We start from the raw sequence: 18,595 nt of genomic DNA, 5'->3' as shown, positions 1-18,595 counted from the left end.
GACGCGGGCCCTCGGCCACGCCCGCGTGGGCCCGCGGACACACCCGGGGTGAAGCGAGGGGCCAGGGGAGCGCCTATGGGGTGGCCCGCCGATTGCTGGTATGAGAGGGCCGCCCGGCCGCACCCCTCGTGCGGCACCTCTCCCAGAGGGCCTCATGCTCCTCTCACCCCTGTCCCTGACCCTCCTGCTGCTCAACGCCGTCAGCCTCTCGCCCGCCTCCGTGCCGGCGAAGGGCAACCAGGAGGCACTCGTCACGCTCGACCGCGCCTCGCGGGTCGTCATCACCGCGCGCACGCCCTCCGGCACCGCCTGCGAGATCGTCGATCAGGTGCGCGGCCCCTTCGCCCAGAGCGGCTCCGCGGGAAGCGCCAACTGTGAGTTGGACCTCCTGCTGGACTCGGGCACCTACAAGCTGCGCCTGACGTCGCGAACGAAGGGCAAGGGCACCCAGGGCAAGGTGGACCTCAAGGCGGTGGCCTACACCGAGGACAACGCCCAGCCCGTGCTGCTGACGCCCGAGCGCGAGGTGCGCCAGGTGCTCGCCCCGCGCCACCAGGCCTCCTTCTGGTTGAAGCTGGACAAGCGCCAGCCCGTCACCCTGCGGGTCTCCGGCCGCACCGCCGGGGATGTGCGGCTGTGGCGCAACGGCGCGTGGCTGGAGCCCGTCGAGGTGAAGGACGCCTCCACGCAGCCGCGCGCGGGGCAGCCCCAGTACGAGTGGTGGATGGAGACCACGCTCGACCCGGGCACCTATCTGCTCACCACCTACGGCACGTCCCCGAAGCAGTGGACCGAGGGCCAGGAGGACAACAGCCTCTCGGTGGCCTACGGCTTCCCGAAGGCGCCCACGGAGCGCTCGCTGAGCGTCACCCTGCCGCCCTGGGGCATGACGGCGGTGGAGCTGCCCTCGGGGCCCTCCGCCGTCTTCCTGTCGCGGGACAGCGGCGGACAGTCCTCCAGCCGCGTGAGCCTCCACGGGATATCCGCTGACGGCGCCAGCAACGTCACCGGGGGCTCGGAGGGGGGCTGCCAGATTCAGGGCAAGGCGCTCGTCCCGCAGTGCAGCGTGATGGTGGGAGGCACGGACGCGAGCCGTCACGTGGCCATCCTCCGGGGTGAGCCCGGGACGCGGCTGACGCTGCAGTGGGCGCGCCTGCCGACGCGCGATCGCTACCTGGACGGCACCTACAGCCAGGGCGGGATGACGCCATACTTCGAGGCGCCCTCCACCGGCGAGTTCCTGGTGGGCCTGCACGAGGTGCCCCTGGATCCGGACAGCGCGCCCCTGGGGTGCATGCTGGAGACGACGTACGGCCGGGACTGGGGCCTCCTGGAGTTCGACGGTCCCGAGGTGGGCCGCGAGCGCGCCTTCCGCCGGGCCTTCAACTACAACGGCTCGAACGCCACCGTCTGGTTCCGGGTGACGAGCTCCGGGCGCTACGTCTTCTCCACCAGCGGAGACCGCAAGAGCCGCTGCGAGCTGTACCAGGTGGATGGCGCCCGGCGCATCCGCATCACCGAGACGAACCCCTCGGGGCAAACGTGCCGCATCACCCACACGGCCGGAGCCGGGGTGTACGAGCTGAAGCTGTACGGCGGCACCGAGGGCATCGAGCGGCTCACGCTGGCTCCCGAGGGCCGCGAGCCCCAGCAGGACACGCCCACCCGCACCGCGTGCCTCATGAAGGGCGTGAAGCTGCAGAAGGATTACCTCTACCGCATCGTCGCCAACCGGAGCACGGGCGGCTCCCTGCGGGGCCTCGTGCTGCGTCCGCTGCCGCTCGCCCTCAACGAGCCCCTGCCGGTGGTGCTCGATGGTCCACAGCCGCTCGAGCTGCCCCTGGTCTCGGGAGGCGCCGTCGAGGTGCGCGCCTCCGGGGGCGAGCCCTTCACGTGCGCCCTGGGCAGCACCCGAGTGGAGGCGCGAGAGGGGAGCTGCCAGCTCCCGGGCTCGGGCGGCACGCTCACGCTGTCCCAGCCGGGCGGCGCGCCCCTCAACCTGGTGGTGCACCGGCCCGCTCCGCCGCCTCCGCCTCCGCTGAGCGCGTACTCGCCCATCTTCCCGCCCCTGCCCTCGCTGCGGCCCTCCGAGCCCGCGTGGTTCGACTTCGAGCGCGGACAGTCGCACTCGCTCACCTTCGACGTGAAGAAGGAGGGCCTCTACCACGTGACGACGCAGGGACTGCTGGCCACCGAGTGCAGCATCCGCACGCCGGTGGTGCCCCAGGTGGGCAGCGCCCAGGGCGGAGGGCGCGGGCGCAACTGCCTCGTGTCCACCTACCTGCGGCCCGGCCGCTACCTGCTCACCGCGAGGACGGTGAACCAGAGCAAGGGCCGCGGGGCCGTGCTGCTGGAGCGGCGAGACCTGAAGACGGCCGAGGGCGTGCGCGCCGATGGTGAGGCCTTCTTCCGCGTGGAGGCGGGCGACCTCATCCAACAGAAGCTCACGGTGCCGCGCGGCGCGGACTACACGCTGTCCACCGCCGCGCCAGGTGCACGGCTCCAGTGCCGCCTGGATGACCCCCAGGGCTGGCCGGTGGTGACGGTGCCCACGCCCTGCGAGCAGACGCTGCGGCTGGCCCAGGGCACGTACCTGTGGACGCAGCTGCCGCTCACGGTGGAGTCCATGCGCCGCACCGCGCTGGAGCGCATCCAGCCTCCGGTGGTGCTCAAAGGCAACAAGGCGCACGCCGTGCGCTTCAACCAGTGGTACCGGGCGGACCTCGGCAAGGACGGCAAGGACGAGTTCACCTTCGAGGTGCCGGCGCGCATGGCCGTGTCCTTCACCCTCAGCAACGGCATGCAGGGGCGGCTCTACACCACGGGCGCGGACGGCACGCGCAGGCCCGTGGACGTCATCGCTCCACAGGGCACGTACACGCCCCCGCCGAGCGACATGGAGCCCGCGCCGGAGGGGGAGCCCTCGGAGGCTCCCGAGTATTCGGAGGGCAATCAGAACGCGGAGTACGCCGAGGGAGAAGAGGCGCCCCCGCCGAGCGAGGAGGAGGCAGCTCCGGCCCCGTACGTGGCGCCCGCGCCGGTGCTGCATGCGCCGCCTCCCGATGGCCAGTCCCTCCAGCTCGAGCCCGGCCGCTACACGCTGGTGACCGAGCACAGCCGCGGAGACGTGGCCATCTCCTACACGTTGTACCTGCGCACGGAGGTGCTCGCGCCGCCCATGGTGAAGGACGTGAACGTCCCCGACCGCATGCCGCTGGTGCTGTCCGTGGACGGCACGCTGCGCCTCTTCACGCGTGGCAGCACGGACGTGCGCTGCCGCCTCTTCGACGGCGCGGGCCGGCTCGTGGTGGAGAGCGCGGACCACGGCGCGGACTGGAACTGCGCCATCGCCGAGCCCCTGCCCGCGGGAAGCTACACGCTGGTGCTGGAGAGCCAGACGCAGCAGCCGGGCCCCTCGCGCATCTCGGTGGAGCTGGCCACGGTGTCCGACGCCGGAGTGCTCGCCGAGGGCGGCACGCTGGAGGTGGGCACCGGCGTGGTGCGCGCCTCGCTGCCGCCCGTGCCAGCGGACACGCTGCAACAGGTGGTGCTGCGGGCGAAGTCGGCCTTCTCCTGCGCCCTGGAGGACGAGCGCGGCGCGGTGGTGTCGCGCGGCATGGACGTGCGCGAGTGCCAGCTGCTGCTCGAGCCGGGCACCTCGCCCTGGCGCGTGCGCGTCTGGACGCTCGGCCAGCCCACGAAGGTGAGCACCAGCGTGGCGGCGCGGCCCCTGCGTCCCTTCTCCGGTGGAAGGATTCCGGCGGGCGAGGCCACGAGCGCGCAGCTGCCCAGGCCCGGCCGCTACGAGACGGGCAACGGCGTCTACTGCCTGCCCGCGTCCCGGCAGGGCCCCCTCAACCCGTGCGGCCCCGAGGCCTCGCTGGAGGCCGGTGACTGGGTGTTTGGCGTGCCCGGCGCCACGGCCGAGACGAAGCTCTCCCTCTCCGAGCGCGTGGACACGCTGGAGGAGCCCGAGGAGCAGCGCGCCCCGCTGAGCCAGCACCCCACGCTGCTGCGCCAGCGCTCGAAGAAGGACGCCCTGCACCTGCTGCGCGTGAGCGTGCCCTTCGGAGACCCGGCCTACCCGGCGTGCCGGCTGGACGGAGGCGTGTCACAGCAGCGCGGCTCCGCGTGCTACGCGGCCACCGGCCCTACCACCGAGTCGCTCGCGCGCTGGTGGACGCCCGTGACGGAGAAGGGCGAGGCCACCGTCCAGCGGCTCTCCTTCCCGGTGCCCAACTCGTCCGTGCAGCTGTCGCCCGGCCTGCAGGACCTGACATGGAGCGGCGGGCCCGCCCTCCGCATGGTGATGCCCGGCGAGCCCACGCGCGTGCAGCTCTCCCTCCCCCGGGAGGCGTGGGCCGTGCTGGTGGATGACAAGGGCGCCGCGGTGGACCTGTGCCCGCCCGGCGACACGCTCTCCCGCTGCATCCTGAGCGGCACGGGCGGCGCGGTGTTCCTCTGGTCCCCGGCCGAGTCCCGTGTACAGACGGAGGTGCTCTCGGTGGAGGCGGCCAGGCCGGCCCTGCCCCTCGCGACCCTCTTCGAGGCCACCTCGCGCGTGCCCGGCCAGCAGGTGCTCGCCTTCGGCAGCTCGGAGGCCCCTCGCCAGCTGCGGGTGACGGGCGCGGAGCGGTGCGTGGCCACGCTCGACGACGGGACGCGGCTGGAGGGTTGTGAGCTCCAGGTGCCGACCGGCCGCCGCGGCCAGCTCCTCCTGGAGACGAACCCGGGCGGCGTGCGCGCGGTGCTCGCGGCGCCGGACGGGCTCGGCCTGGCCCTGCTGCCCCCGGCTCCCAAGTCCAAGGTGCCCGAGCTGCCCGCCGCGAAGGCCCTGCGCCTCTCCGGCGAGGCCGTGGAGCGCACCCTCACCGTGCCCGCGGACGCCGTCGTGCACCTCCGGGGTGACTCGGGTGTCTGCGGCCTCGCGCGGGAGAGCAACGTGCTCGTGGTGGCGGGCCTGGATCGCGGCTGCTCGGTGGATCGGCTGCTCACGGCCGGCACCTACCGGCTCGTGGTGCGAGGCTTCGCCCACCAGCCCCTCACCGGCAACGTCACCTGGACGCACGAGCCGGTGAAGGCGCTGACCGAGGGCGTGGCCCAGGCCGAGGGCTGGGTGGCGCCGGGCCAGACGCACTACTTCCGCTTCGACACCGCCTCGGCCGGCCACATCGGCCTGGGGCTGCAAGTGCCCGCCGAGGTGCTCCAGTGCACCGTGCTCGACACCGCCCAGCGCGTGCTCGCCGAGGGCTGCCAGCAATTCCTCGCCCTGGAGAAGGGCACGTACCTGCTCGCCATCCACGCTCCCAACACGCTGGAGCGTCCCCTCCCCTTCAAGCCCGTCCTCGTGGGCCTCGCCGGTGCGAAGACCGGCGTCCCCGAGGAGTACCTGCGCGACTTCTTCCACCGCATCGGAGAGAACCCGTGATGCGCCTCGTGAACTCCCTGCTCTGCCTGCTCCTGGCGCTCGCGGCCGTGCCCGCGCGGGCGCAGGAGTACCGTCCGGCCGATGAGAGCCAGCGCCCCGAGGGCGGGGGGGTGAAGATCCTCCCCGACCAGTTCCTGCGCGGCTTCGACCCGGTCACCGTCTACTTCCCCGACAACGCTGGCCCCGGCAAGCAGAGCGCCGATGATGGCGCGAAGCTGCTCAAGGTGGTGCCCTCGTGGCCCGGCCAGTGGTTCTGGGCGGACCGCAAGACGCTCCAGTTCCGCCCCGCCGAGCCCTGGCCCGCGCTGGCGCGCTTCTCCTTCGAGGCGGGTGGCGCGCGGAAGATTCTCACCACGATGATGTCGGCGCCCTCGGCCATGTCGCCGCAGCCCGACAGCACGGACCTGAGGCCCTTCCGCACCCTCACGCTCACCTTCCCGCAGGCGCTGCCGCTCGAGTCGCTGCGCAAGATGCTCCGGCTGGAGGTGAGGGACCTGCCGGGCCTGGCGGACTCGCCCACGCGGGTGCTGAAGGACTGGACGCTGTCGCAGCTGCCGCGCGGCAGCCAGCGCGAGCAGGCCGTCTACGCCATCACGCTCGAGGAGGACGTGCCCGAGGGCAAGCAGCTGCGCGTCAACGTCAGCCTCGCGCTGGGGGACGAGGACAAGGTGCTGTGGGTGGGGCGGCTGTCCACGCGGCCGGCCTTCCACCTGCAGCAGGTGCAGTGCGGCCGGAGCCAGTTCTCGCTAACGGGCGGGGCCTCCACGCCGAGGGACATGGCGCTCGCGTGCGGCAACCAGGGAGACCTGCCGCAGCTCGTCTTCTCCGCGCCGGTGGAGGGCCTGTCGCTCACCTCGCTCAAGAAGCTGGTGCGGCTGGAGCCCGCGGTGCCGGGCCTGCACTACCAGGCGTACGGCAGCCGCGTGGCGCTGCGGGGCCGGTTCGTCCCGGACACGCTGTACCGCATGCGCATCGGCGCCGCGCCCATCCACGACGACAGCGGCCGGCCCCTGAGAGACCCCGGTGAGCTCCAGGTCTTCTTCCACCTGGACTTCAAGCAGCCCTTCCTGCGCTGGATGCAGGGCACCGCGCTGGTGGAGGCGAAGGGCCCGCGCATGCTGCCGCTGCAGGGCTACGGTGACGCGCGGGCGGACGTGCGCATCTACCGGGTGGATCCGCTGCACCCGGGCCTGTGGCACTTCCCCAACCGGCCCATCGTCGTCAACGAGCAGAGCGCCCCGCCCTTCCCCGGCGAGGAGCCCCAGGTGAGGCCCACGCCCGGCTACATCGGCGAGGACGAGCTGACGGCGCACATCCGCCTGCTGGGCACGCCGCTCGTCTCCAAGCTGGTGGACCTGCCCCTGCCCAAGCGCGGTGGCACCACCACGTTCGGCCTGGACCTGGCGCCCCTGCTGGATCCGGTGGTGGGCAAGGTGAGGCCGGGCACGTACCTCGTGGGCCTGCGGCGGCTCACCGGCGCGCCCGAGCGCGCCTACGTCCGGGTGCAGATCTCCAACCTGTCGCTGAGCACGGTGGAGGAGCGGGACAAGGCCGTCTTCTTCGTGCGCACGCTGGACACGGCGCAGGAGGTCCGTGGCGCGCGCATCGTGCTCGAGGGCCAGCGCCGCGTGCCGGATCCGAAGCACAAGGGCGATTTCATCCAGGAGCCCTTCACGCACGAGCTCACCACGGACGGCACCGGCCGGGCGACGCTCGGCCCCCAGGGAAACTGGGTGCAGCTCCAGCGCGTCTCCGTGCGCAACGGCGAGGACATCCTCGTGTTGGATCCGCGCGAGGCCCCGGCGTCCTTCGCCAACAACCACTGGTCGCCGTCCTCGGGCTGGCTGGAGTGGCTGTCGCAGCAGACGCCGCCGCCGCCGAACGACGGGCTGCGCGGCTTCCTCTTCACCGAGCGCCCCATCTACCGGCCGGGCGAGAAGGTCTACCTCAAGGGCTTCCTGCGCAATGAGGTGGGCGGAGACTTCGTGGCGCCCGAGAACGCGAGCAAGTACTCGCTGCGCGTGGATGGCCCGGGAGATCAGACGTGGAAGCTGCCGCTGAGCTTCACCGCGCTGTATGGCTTCTCCGCCGAGTTCCAGGAGAAGGACGCGCCCACCGGCGAGTACTACGCGGTGCTCGCCGAGGTGCGCACGGGGCAGACGCTCGCGCGCCGGAAGTTCCAGATAGAGGCCTACCGCCTGCCCACCTTCGAGGTGCAGCTGTCCAGCCCCGCCACGGTGCGCCTGGATGCGCCCTTCAAGGTGAAGGCGGTGGCGCGCTACTACGCGGGCGGCAACGTGGCCGGGCAGCCCATCGCGTGGACCGTGACGCGCCGCCCCTACTACTACGTGCCCAAGGGGCGCGAGGGCTTCCTCTTCGCCTCCAGCAACCAGTTCGCCCGGGAGGGACAGAGCCGCGCCCCCGAGGCGATGACGCGCAACGCGACGCTGGACGACAATGGCGCGGACGAGATGAGCGTCAACCCGGCGCTGGACCTGGACGGCTCGGCGCGCATCTACCGCTTCGAGGCCACCGTCACGGGCGCGGACAACCAGCCCGTCTCCGCGGCGCAGGACGTGAAGGCGCTGCCGCCCTTCGTGCTGGGCCTGAAGCTGCCGCGCTACTCGGACAAGCCCTTCACGCTCACGCCGGACATCATCGCCGTGGGCGTCAACGACAAGCTGGTGAAGGGCCAGGAGGTGCTGGTGCGCCTCTACCGGCGCATCTGGCACAGCCAGCTGCGGGAGACGAGCTTCGCCACCGGCGAGGCCCGCTACGTCACCGAGCAGGAGGACGTGAAGCTCGCCGAGAAGACGATCACCACCACGGAGGACAAGCCCGTGTCCCCGGCCTTCGAGCTGAAGGAGGCGGGCGTGTACGTGGTGGAGCTGGTGGCGCGCGACAAGCTGGGGCGCATGCAGACGCTGTCGGCGGACCTGTACGTGGGAGGCCAGACGCCCATCGCGTGGCAGAAGTCGCGCCAGGGCGTGTTCGGGCTCACCCCGGACAAGAACTCGTACAAGCCGGGCGAGACGGCGCGCCTCATCCTCCAGAGCCCCTTCCAGGAGGGCCGCGCGCTGGTGGTGGTGGAGGAGCCGGGCGGCAACACGTACACCTGGCACGACGTGTCCGGCGGCAAGGCGGTGCACGAGCTGGCCATCCGGGCGCAGTACGTGCCGAACATCCCGGTGCACGTGCTGTTGATGCGGGGACGGCTCGGCGAGGGAGACAAGGACGACTCGCGCTACCGGCCGCAGACGCTCGGGGCCTCGGTGGACGTGAAGGTGGAGCCGGTGAGCAACCAGGTGATGGTGGACATCAAGCACCCCGAGACGGCACGCCCCGGCTCCACCATCCCGGTGGAGCTGACGCTCAAGGATGACCAGGGCAAGCCGCTGGCCGGCGAGGTGACACTGTGGCTGGTGGACGAGGCCGTGCTGTCACTCGCGCCGGAGGCGACGCTCAACCCGCTGGACGAGCTCATCAAGGAGAACACGCGCGGCACCACGCTGCGGGACACGCGCAACAGCCTGGTGGGCAAGCTCTTCGAGCAGGAGGAGACGCCCGGCGGCGACGGCAGCGAGGAGGAGCAGCAAGGCGGCGGCAAGCGCGTGGTGCGCAAGAACTTCCAGACGGTGCCGTACTACCAGGCCACGCTGCAGGTGCCGGCGTCCGGCAAGCTGACGGTGCAGGTGCCGTTGTCGGACGACCTCACCAACTTCCGCGTGCGCGCGGTGGCCATCTCCGGGCTGCAGCGCTTCGGGTACAAGCAGACGGTGCTGCGCGTGCGGCTGCCGGTGCTGGTGCAGCCGCAACTGCCGCGCTTCGTGCGCCAGGGAGACCGCTTCTGGGGCGGCGCGGTGGGCCGCGTGGTGGAGGGCAACGGAGGCCCCGGCTCGGTGGAGGTGAAGGTCTCGGGTCCGGCGGACGTGCAGCCGTTGAACCAGAGCGTGGAGCTGCAGGCCAACCGCGCCATGAGCTTCGTCACCCCCATCACCGTGAAGAGCGCGGACGTGTCCGAGCCGCAGTCCCTCAAGGTGCGCGTGGACATCGAGCGCAAGGCGGACAAGGCGGGAGATGCCTTCGAGGTGCAGCTGCCCGTGCTGCCGGACCGCACGGTGGAGCACTTCGCGTACTTCGACACGCTGAACGCGGGCAACGCCACGCTCAAGCCGCTGCCCGAGCCCGCGCGCCCGGGCACCGCGTCGCAGGAGGTGGCCATCACCTCCATCCCCGGCGTGCTGGAGATGATCTCCGGCCTGCAGTACCTGGCCGATTACCCGCACGGCTGCCTCGAGCAGAAGCTGTCGCAGCTCTACCCGGACGTGGCCATGGCCGCGGTGCTGCGAGACCTGGGCGTGCGCACGCCGTTCGGCAAGCAGATCGACAAGAACGTGCAGCGCATGCAGGACGAGATGGCGCTCTACCAGGATGACCAGGGCCTGATGGCCTTCTGGCCGGGAGGGCCGGGCGACGTGCAGGTGACGGCGCTGGCGGTGGAGTTCCTGGACGGCGCGCGGCGCGCGGGCCTGAAGGTGGACGAGAAGCTCCAGACGCGCGCGGTGGAGGCCCTCAAGCGGGTGCTGCGCAGCACCTGGCCGGGCCTGGTGCAGGAGTGGCGCTACAACCAGCAGACGGCGGCGCTGCGGGCCCTCACGCGCGTGGGCGCGCTGGACCAGCACTACCTCGTGGACCTCTTCCAGCTGCGCGAGCGCCTGGACATCCAGAGCCTGGCGGACCTGGCCTCGACCATGCTCGCCCAGCCGTCCATGTACCGCACCAACCTGGATGCGCTGCGCAACGAGCTGTGGGACAGCGTCATCATCAAGCTGAACAAGGGCAAGCCCGTCTTCGAGGGCCTCAAGTGGCGCCGCGACGCGTGGGGCTACTACGGCTACCTCGGCTCGCGGCCCGCCAGCGTGGCGGCCGTCTTCGAGGCACTGATCCGGCTATCCCCGGAGGACGCGCGGCTGGCTCAGCTGCGCGACGCGCTCCTGTCCTACGCGAACGCGGAGACGGGCTTCGGCAGCACCTTCGAGAACCGCCGGGCCATCGGCGCGCTGGCGCTGTACCTGGAGAAGGCGAAGCCCGCGGTGCCGGACACCACGGTGACACTGTCCTCGGGCGGCACGCTCAAGGTGGACAAGAACACGAAGACGGCCCGCACCGAGGTGGCCAGTGACGCACAGCTCTCCGCCACCGTGAAGGGTGGACCCGTGGGCATGCGCGTGGAGACCCGGTACATCCCGGCCACACCGGGAGACAAGGTGACGCCGCTCAAGCAGGGCTTCATCGTCTCGCGCAGCGCCACCTGGCTGCACGCGGACGGCTCCGAGGAGACGCGCTTCGACGACGCCTCGGGCGAGGTGAAGGAGCTGAAGGTGGGCGACATCCTGGAGCTGCACACGCGCATCGTCACCGAGGAGGATCGCGTCCACGTGGCGCTGGTGGTGCCCTTCGCGGCGGGACTCGAGCCGCTCAACCCGGAGCTGGCGAACGCCTCCTCGGACGCGAAGCCGTCGCAGGCGGACTCGCTCCGCCCGGCCTACGTGCAGCGGCTGGACAACGAGGTGCGCTACTACTTCCTGCAGATGCCGCGCGGCACGCACACCTTCCACTTCCGGGTGCGGGCCGCCACCGAGGGCTCCTTCGTGCACCCGGCGCCCTGGGCCGAGCTGATGTACCGCGAGTCCATCCGCGGCCGCGGCGAGGGCCTGCGCATCGTGGTGAAGGGAGAGCATGAGAAGTAGACGGACACGCGGGGCGGTGGTGCTCGCCCTGGTGGTGCTGGTGGCGGGGGCGTGGTTCGCCTCCAGCCTCCAGGACGGGCTGCTTGGCTACGAGCCCTCGCGCCTCGTGCTGGACCGGCGGGGCACGTACCTGGGCGAGGTGCCCGGAACGGGCGGGGAGCTCGGCTACTGGCCGGTGCCCTACGTGCTGCCCGAGCGCATCGTCCAGGCCACGCTCATTACCGAGGACCGGCACTTCTACGAGCACCCGGGTGTGCACCTGCCCTCGGTGGGGCGGGCGCTGGTGCAGAACGTGCGCAACCTGCGCGTCATCTCGGGAGCGTCCACGCTGGCCATGCAGGTGGCGCGGATGCAGACGCCCGGGGAGCGCACGGCGTGGCGCAAGATGCGCGAGGCGGTGGAGGCGCTGCTGCTCGTGCACGGACACGGCCACGAGAAGGTGCTCCGCCAGTACCTGGCCATCGCCCCGTATGGAAACCGGGTGCACGGCGTGGGGCGGGCGGCACGGCTCTACTTCGACAAGCCGGTGGAGGACCTGTCCTGGGCCCAGGCCGCCTTCCTCGCGGGCCTGCCACAGCTCCCCGGGCGGATGAACCCCTACACCGAGGACGGCCTGCGCCGCGCCCGGAAACGCAGCCACCGCATCCTCCGCGCGCTGCACAAGCAGGGCGTACTGTCCCGGGAGGAATTGGAGCAGTCATTGCAGTCGGACCTGGGCCTGGTGCCCCGGCCCCAGCGCATGCCCGAGGCGCTGCACGCGGTGCTGGAGTGGAGCGGACTGGCCAGTGCCCGGGCCGAGCCCATCTCCACGGCCACGTTGGACCTGGAAGTGCAGTCGAAGGTGGCGAACATCCTCCGGCAGAACCTGAACCGGCTGGATGGCGCGGGAGCGGGCAACACCGCGGCGCTGGTGGTGGACACGGAGACGGGCGACATCCTCGCGTACGTGGGCTCGCGGGACTTCTTCAACCAGGAGCACCGGGGAGCCATCGACTTCGTGAAGCAGCGGCGCTCGCCGGGCTCCACGCTCAAGCCCTTCATCTACGGGCTGGCGCTGGAGAAGGGCATCGTCACCGCCGCTACCGAGCTGGCGGATACCCCCATGGACGTGCGGGTGGAGAATGGCCGCTCGTACGTGCCGGAGAACATCAACCACTCCTTCCTGGGGCCCATGCTGCTGCGCGAGGCATTGGGCAATTCACGCAACATCCCCGCCCTGCGCGTGCTGGAGCGGGTGGGCGTGGAGCCGACGCTGCGCTTCCTGGAGAAGGCGGGCGTGGGAGGCATTTCCTACGAGCCGGATCGCTACGGCCTGGGATTGGCGGTGGGCAACCTGCACGTCACGCTGGAGGAGTTGGCGGAGCTGTACCTGGTGCTCGCCCACGAGGGAGAGACGCGCTCGCTGCGGCGCTTCACGGACGAGCCCGTGGCGCCCTCGCGCCGGTTGATGACGCGCGAGTCGGCCCAGCTGGTGCGCCACATCCTCTCGGACCCGCTGGCGCGGCGGCCGTCGTTCCCCGTGGGCAGCGCGTTGGATTACCCCTACGCGGTGGCGGTGAAGACAGGCACCAGCCAGGGCTTCCGTGACGCCTGGGCCATGGCCTTCAGCGACCGGCTGCTCGTGGCCGTGTGGGTGGGCAATCACGACTGGCGCCGGATGAATGGAGTGGGCGGGCTGCACGGCGCGGCCAACGCGGTGCACGAGATCTTCGACGCGGTGATGCCCGGGTGGCGCCCGTACCGGCCGGTGCTGGATTCCTACCCACCGCCCTCGGGGGCGCTGGCCCTGGACGTGTGCCCGCTGTCGGGCCGGCTGGCGGGGCCGGAGTGCCCCCACCGCAAGAGCGAGTGGTTCGTCCCCGGCACGGCCCCGGCGGAGAGCTGCCCCTTCCACGCGAAGGTGCGGCTGGACCGGCGCAACGGACTGCGGGCGAGCCCCACCTGCCCCGAGCGCGAGGTGGTGACGCGGGTGATGCTGGCGCTGCCAGAGGAGTACGAGCAGTGGGCGCGGCGGCAGCACCTGGACATCGCGCCGCTGAGGGAGAGCCCGCTGTGCCCGAGCCGGCCCGAGGAACTGGAACCGAAGGTGGCCATCCGCGAGCCGAGGGGCACGGTGCGGCTGCTGTATGACCCGGACACGCCAGCATCGGCCTCGACGCTGCGGCTGGCGGCGGACGTGACGCCGAGCACGGAGCCCATTGTCTGGATGGTGGATGGTGTGCCGGTAGCGGAGGTGGGCTACCCGCACGAGTTCCGCTGGAGCCTGCGGCCCGGACAGCACGTCATCACCGCGGCCATGGTGCACCGCCCCCAGGTCAGCCAGCCGGTGACGGTGGTGGTGGAGGACTGACGGAGTAGAATCCTTTGCATCCCCTGGTCCTGCCCATGAGCCTGCCCCTGAAGTTCCACCTCGATGACCTCTCCGGTGAGCCGACCCGCGCCCTGATCGCGAGACACCTCGCCGGCATGCACGCGAACTCTCCCCCGGAAAGCGTGCACGCCTTCGACATCGACAAGCTGCGGCACCCCGACGTGACGTTCTGGTCCGCCTGGTTCGGAGAGGAGATCGCCGGCTGCGGAGCACTCAAGCGCCTCGACGCCGGGCGCGGCGAGCTCAAGTCGATGCGCGTGGCCGACACCTTCCTCGGCCAGGGAGTCGGGAGGGCGATGCTCGAGCACCTCATCGCGGAGGCGAGGAAGAGGGGCATGCGAAGCCTGTGGCTGGAGACGGGCTCGTCCGCGGCGTTCACCCCCGCGCTCCGTCTCTACGAGAGCGCGGGCTTCGTCCGCTGCGGCCCGTTCGACGGTTACACCGATGATCCCTTCAGCATCTTCATGACGCGGGAGCTCTGACAAATCGGGGCAGGCTTCGCGCTACCCTTGGGGGGATGCAGAAGAAGAGGACCCCGGATGAAGCCCCATCGCCTCGGACTCGGCGGGTGTGTATAGCTCCAGGGAATGTCGCCCCCTCCCCGTTCCCACCGAGGCACGGCAGCGGCCCTGCTGACCCTGGCCGCCTGCATCCTGCTGGCAGGCTGTGCCACGGCGCCGCACTGGCGCCCAGCGCATGCACTGGCGCCTGCGCCGGGTGCCTGGCAGCTGTCTGCATCCCCTTCCGCGGAACCCAGGCCGCCCACCACTCCCTGGTGGGAGCACTACCGTCCGTTCATCCCCCGCGAGCAGGACACCTGCGCCCTGTTGCAGGAGTCGGCCCAGGTGGACGAGCACCTGCGCCTGGCCGCGAATCTCCCCCTCCAGCCCCAACAGGCCCTGGCCCTGTGGTCCTGGCTCGCCAAGGCGCCGCTTTCACTTCGCACCTTCGCTCCACGCACCGCTCTCGCCTGGCTGTCGCGCCACGCACTGACACAGCGAAGGCCACTGCCAGCCTCCGAGCTCAGCCCTCTGTGCGAGCGCTTCCTCTCCCTCGTCGTCATGCGGCCCGACGGCTATCTCGCCTCCGCCTCCAGCGGCCAGCCCTCCTGGCGCATGGGACAGGTGGTGCTGCGCGATGGCGCCCTCATGGCCGGCAACTTCTTCGTCGGCCGCCTCTACCTCTCCCATGCTGGCATCTTCTACCCGCTGGACGAGGAGCTGCGTCTCTCCAGCGGCACTCCCCTCGGTGAGCTGGGGCTGGACAAGGACCTCGTCAGCACCTCGCTGGACGGCGCCGAGGAAGCCCTGGCTCAAACCGCGCTCGCCCTGGCCGCCAGTGTGACGGACGTGGACGGCACGCTGGAGGGCCTGCGCCAGCTTCCCACCACCGTGGCCACCCTCATCGAGTCCTCTCCCGAGTACTTCGCCAGCTACCGGGACAGGCCCCTGCGCGAGCAGGTCCGGGAGGCCTCCCGCCTGTCCACGCACCTGCTCATGCTGGCGGGAGGTACGGCGGGCTCGGGCGTACGCATGGCTGGTACTGGAGTGCGGCTGCCGGTGTTGCGGCTCAATGCCCAGGGGTTGCTGGCCGTGGAAGAGGTGGCCGTGCCCATGGGAACGGTCACCACCGCGCTGGGCAGCGGCGCAAGCGCTCTCGTCCTCATGTCCGCGCCACCACCGCTCGACCCGAGTGCGGCACGGGCCCTGTACGACAAGGGCATGCAGGAGGCACGCAAGGCCTTCCCGCACCTGGCCGGTGGCCCCAAGCAGAAGCACCACCTCCACCCCCGCTATCTCGGCGGCCCGGACAATGGCCCCACCGTCCTCCTCGACCCCGCCTATCACCAGCTCATCACCAATGAGTTCCGAAAGAGTCAGGGCTATGGGCGCGGCACCCTGGGCCTGGCACAAGCCCTGGAAATCATGAGAGTGGTCTACTCAAAATACCCGCTCCCCGGAGTGCACTTCTGACCATGCGAGAAACCATCGAACTCAACATCTCGTCGGACAAGGCGGAGGACATCCTCCCTCCAGAGGTAGGAGAGGATCGGGGATTGACCAGACATCTGGTGCTTCCCTCGAACGATCCGCTCCTGGAGAAGATTCGAGAGCATGAGCAGGCATGGCAGCGGCGCGGTTCGACGATGCTCACCTACCTGGAAATCCATCGCGAATACACCCCCAGGGAGTTGAAACAGGCGGAGCGGCTCTGGATGCGCGTGCGCCCCTTCTTCGAGCCCACGGGAGAGGACTGCGGCACGGTGTATGACGAAACCACGGCCTGCCCGAAGTGTGGCTTCGGCGCCAGGCAAATCGGGCCCCTGCGCCTGGAACTGAAGCGCATTCCCAAGAGGGACATTGCCCGGACCCTGGGGGGAGAAATCGTGGTGTCGGCGCGGCTGGCCGAGCAGATGAAGGCCGCGGGCGTCCGTGGCTACGAGTTGGGTCCCGTGGTGAGCCGTCAGGGCAAGCCAACCCCGCACTGGCACCAACTCCTGCTGCCCGAATGCTCGGTGGAGCTCGCGCCCGAAACCCAGGTGGGCGCTGACTTCTTCGTCCCACAGCCCGATGAAGCCCGCTGCCCAGAAGGACACGTGGCCGGATTCACCGTCCTCTCCGAAGTCCACCTCCAGCGCGCCAGCGTGGGCGAAGCGGACTGGCTGTGCACGCGACAAGCCGTGGGCCCACGCATGGGTGCCTTCCGCCCCCTCCCCCTCCTGCTCATCTCCCAACGGCTGTACCAGTTCCTCACCTCGCTCGAGGTCAAGCGCTTCGACGTGGAAGTCGCATACCTGGGTTGACCGCACGGCGGACACATGCCGGTGGCCCCAAGCAGAAGCACCACCTCCCCCCCCGCTATCTTGGCGGCCCGGACAACGGCCCCACCGTCCTCCTCGACCCCGCCTATCACCAGCTCATCACCAATGAGTTCCGGCGACTGGCGGGCTATGGAATGAAACCGCCAATGTTCCATGTCGTGCTGGAAATCATGAAGAGGGTCTACGCCAGATATCCCCTCCCCGGGGTTCATTTCTGACCATGCGGGAACTCATCAAGGTACGGCTTTTCGCGGACGAGGCGAAACTGTTTCTTCCTCCTCATCTTGGACGGGAGAAAGGCATGTCACGCCAGGTGCTGCTCGACCTGGACGCCCCACTCGTCGAACGGATACGGCAGCATGAGCAGGAGAAACGCAGTCAGGGTTCAGTGGCAGTCACCTACTGGCAAATCCACAGGAAATACACGCCCAGGGAATTGAAGGAGGCGGAGTTGCTCTGGCTGCGCGTGCGCCCCTTCTTCGAGCCCACGGGCGAAGACTGCGGCACGGGGTATGACGAAACCACGGCCTGTCCGAAGTGTGGCTTCGGTGCCAGGCAGGTCGGGCCGCTGCACCTGGAGCCGAAGCGCATTCCCAAGAGGGACATCGCCCAGACCTTGGGGGGTGAAATCGTGGTGTCGGCGCGGCTGGCCGAGCAGATGAAGGCCGCGGGCATCCGTGGCTACGCGCTGGGACCCGTGGTGAGCCGTCAGGGCAAGCCAACCCCGCACTGGCATCAACTCCTGCTGCCCGAGTGCTCGGTGGAACTGTCGCCCGAAACCCAGGTGGGAGCCGACTTCTTCGTCCCACAGCCCGACGCGGCCCGCTGTCCGCAGGGGCACGTGGCCGGGTTCGATGTCCTCTCCGAGCTCCACCTCCAGCGCTCCAGCGTGGGCGAGGCGGACTGGCTGTGCACGCGCCAGGCCGTGGGCCAACGCCTGGGTGCCTTCCGCCCCCTCCCCCTCCTGCTCATCTCCCAACGGCTGTACCAGTTCCTCACCTCCCTCGAGGTGAAGCGCTTCGACGTGGAAGTCGCACACCTCGGCTGACACGGATTCGAAGGCCAGGCGTAAGGATGTGGGCAAGGCCCCGCGCTCCGGCGGGATAGGCCCTGGACGAGAAGAGTCAGGCGACAGCAGAACTCCTCTTCATCGCCCGGAAACAGCAGGCCTGAATGAGATATCCTTCGGACACATCCACCGGGAAGCCAAGCAACTCCGAGAGGAAATACAGGTGGCGCGCTGCTGAATCTCACCTCAACCCGCTGGTCGAAAGCCCCACGACCTCCATCCAAGGAGTGTGCTGTGCCTTCCCTACCACCTCGCTGGCCATGGACGCAGACCAGGCCGCTTCTGCTCGCCACCTCGGCCACAGCACTCTTCTGCCTCTTGTATTCCACCGCGCCCCGGGCGCAGCACCGTCCTCTGCCCCCCGTTCTCGTCCAGCCCCAGCCAGCATGGGGCGAGTCGCGCACCGGCGCGCGCCCTCGTTTCAACCAGTCCTGTGGCGCGGCGTGCGCGGCTCCCGTCAACCCGAGCACGGGAGAGATTCTCGCGCCAGCGGCGGCACGGCTCGCTCCCACCGCGGAGAAAGTGGTCCAGGTCATCGAGGCCGCCCAGGGACTCCTCACCCTTCAGCGGCTCCTCACCGAGGCGGAGTTGACCGACGTCCAGACCATCGTCGAGCAATGCGTGGCGCAAGCCCATGCCGATGTCAACGAGGCCTACCAGAAGCAGGGCGGGAAATTTCAGTTCAAGAATGGCAAGTTCCCAAACGACGCCGAGTGTGGCCGGCTCGTGCGATTCGATGAGCACGGAGACAAGGTCACCCTGGCCCAGGAGCTTGACATCCTGAAGCATGCCGCGGCATTCGCCTGCATCAAGGCGCGCCTCCCCGAGGAACTTCGAGACCATTTCTCCGTCGAGCCACGCTACAAGGGCGACCCCGAGGTCAACGGAGCCATCCTCACGAACAACAAGCCCGATTCCCTCAAGCCGGATGTCGTGCTGCATGCCACTCGAAATGCCACCCACATCCAGTGCGTCTTGGAGCTCAAGTTCCCCTGCTACGAAAAGCACCGGCTCGACCCATTGCATTCTCCCGGCGTGGAGGATCAATTGGAGAGCTATAAGCGCCTCGCCAGGAATTGCCAGGTCATTCTCGTCACCCCATCGGGGCGCACTCCGTATGGAGGGGGATGATGGCTGCTCATCACCCCCGCCTCCG

Annotated in this window: 8 protein-coding genes; all 8 read left to right on the top strand. The window is 70.1% G+C overall.

From position 1 onward, the window contains the following. Positions 1–154 precede the first annotated feature (154 nt). Complete coding sequence (locus tag VFZ09_RS48105) at positions 155–5,428, top strand: hypothetical protein (protein WP_329734592.1); 5,274 nt, start codon at positions 155–157, stop codon at positions 5,426–5,428. Further along, positions 5,428–11,178: an alpha-2-macroglobulin gene (locus VFZ09_RS48100; RefSeq protein ID WP_329734602.1), complete on the top strand. Its 5,751-nt coding sequence runs from the start codon at positions 5,428–5,430 to the stop codon at positions 11,176–11,178. Before VFZ09_RS48105 ends, VFZ09_RS48100 begins: the two co-directional genes overlap by 1 nt. Next, positions 11,168–13,528, top strand: coding sequence for a penicillin-binding protein 1C (pbpC, locus tag VFZ09_RS48095; RefSeq protein ID WP_329734591.1), 2,361 nt, complete (start codon positions 11,168–11,170; stop codon positions 13,526–13,528). The genes VFZ09_RS48100 and pbpC overlap by 11 nt, the downstream gene beginning before the upstream one ends. A 35-nt stretch (positions 13,529–13,563) precedes the next feature. Beyond that, positions 13,564–14,031, top strand: a complete 468-nt coding sequence (locus VFZ09_RS48090; RefSeq protein WP_329734590.1) for a GNAT family N-acetyltransferase — start codon at positions 13,564–13,566, stop codon at positions 14,029–14,031. 345 nt (positions 14,032–14,376) lie between these two features. After that, a complete protein-coding gene (locus VFZ09_RS48085) occupies positions 14,377–15,522 on the top strand; it encodes a hypothetical protein (protein WP_329734589.1) in 1,146 nt (381 codons plus the stop codon). A gap of 2 nt (positions 15,523–15,524) precedes the next feature. Further along, on the top strand, positions 15,525–16,352 hold the full coding sequence (locus tag VFZ09_RS48080; RefSeq protein ID WP_329734588.1) for a hypothetical protein: 828 nt from the start codon (positions 15,525–15,527) through the stop codon (positions 16,350–16,352). Between the two features lie 319 nt (positions 16,353–16,671). Then, positions 16,672–17,418 carry a hypothetical protein gene (locus VFZ09_RS48075; protein WP_329734587.1) on the top strand — a complete coding sequence of 249 codons (747 nt, stop codon included), beginning with the start codon at positions 16,672–16,674 and terminating at the stop codon, positions 17,416–17,418. Between the two features lie 543 nt (positions 17,419–17,961). After that, the gene (locus tag VFZ09_RS48070) at positions 17,962–18,570 is read left to right on the top strand and encodes a hypothetical protein (protein ID WP_329734586.1); all 609 of its coding nucleotides are present in this window, start codon (positions 17,962–17,964) and stop codon (positions 18,568–18,570) included. The last annotated feature ends 25 nt before the right edge of the window (positions 18,571–18,595 follow it).

It is taken from the genome of Archangium sp. (assembly GCF_036277355.1).
GTDB lineage: Bacteria > Myxococcota > Myxococcia > Myxococcales > Myxococcaceae > Archangium.
The sequence above is the reverse complement of the archived record's forward strand: the minus strand, read 5'-3'. Positions and strand labels throughout refer to the sequence as shown.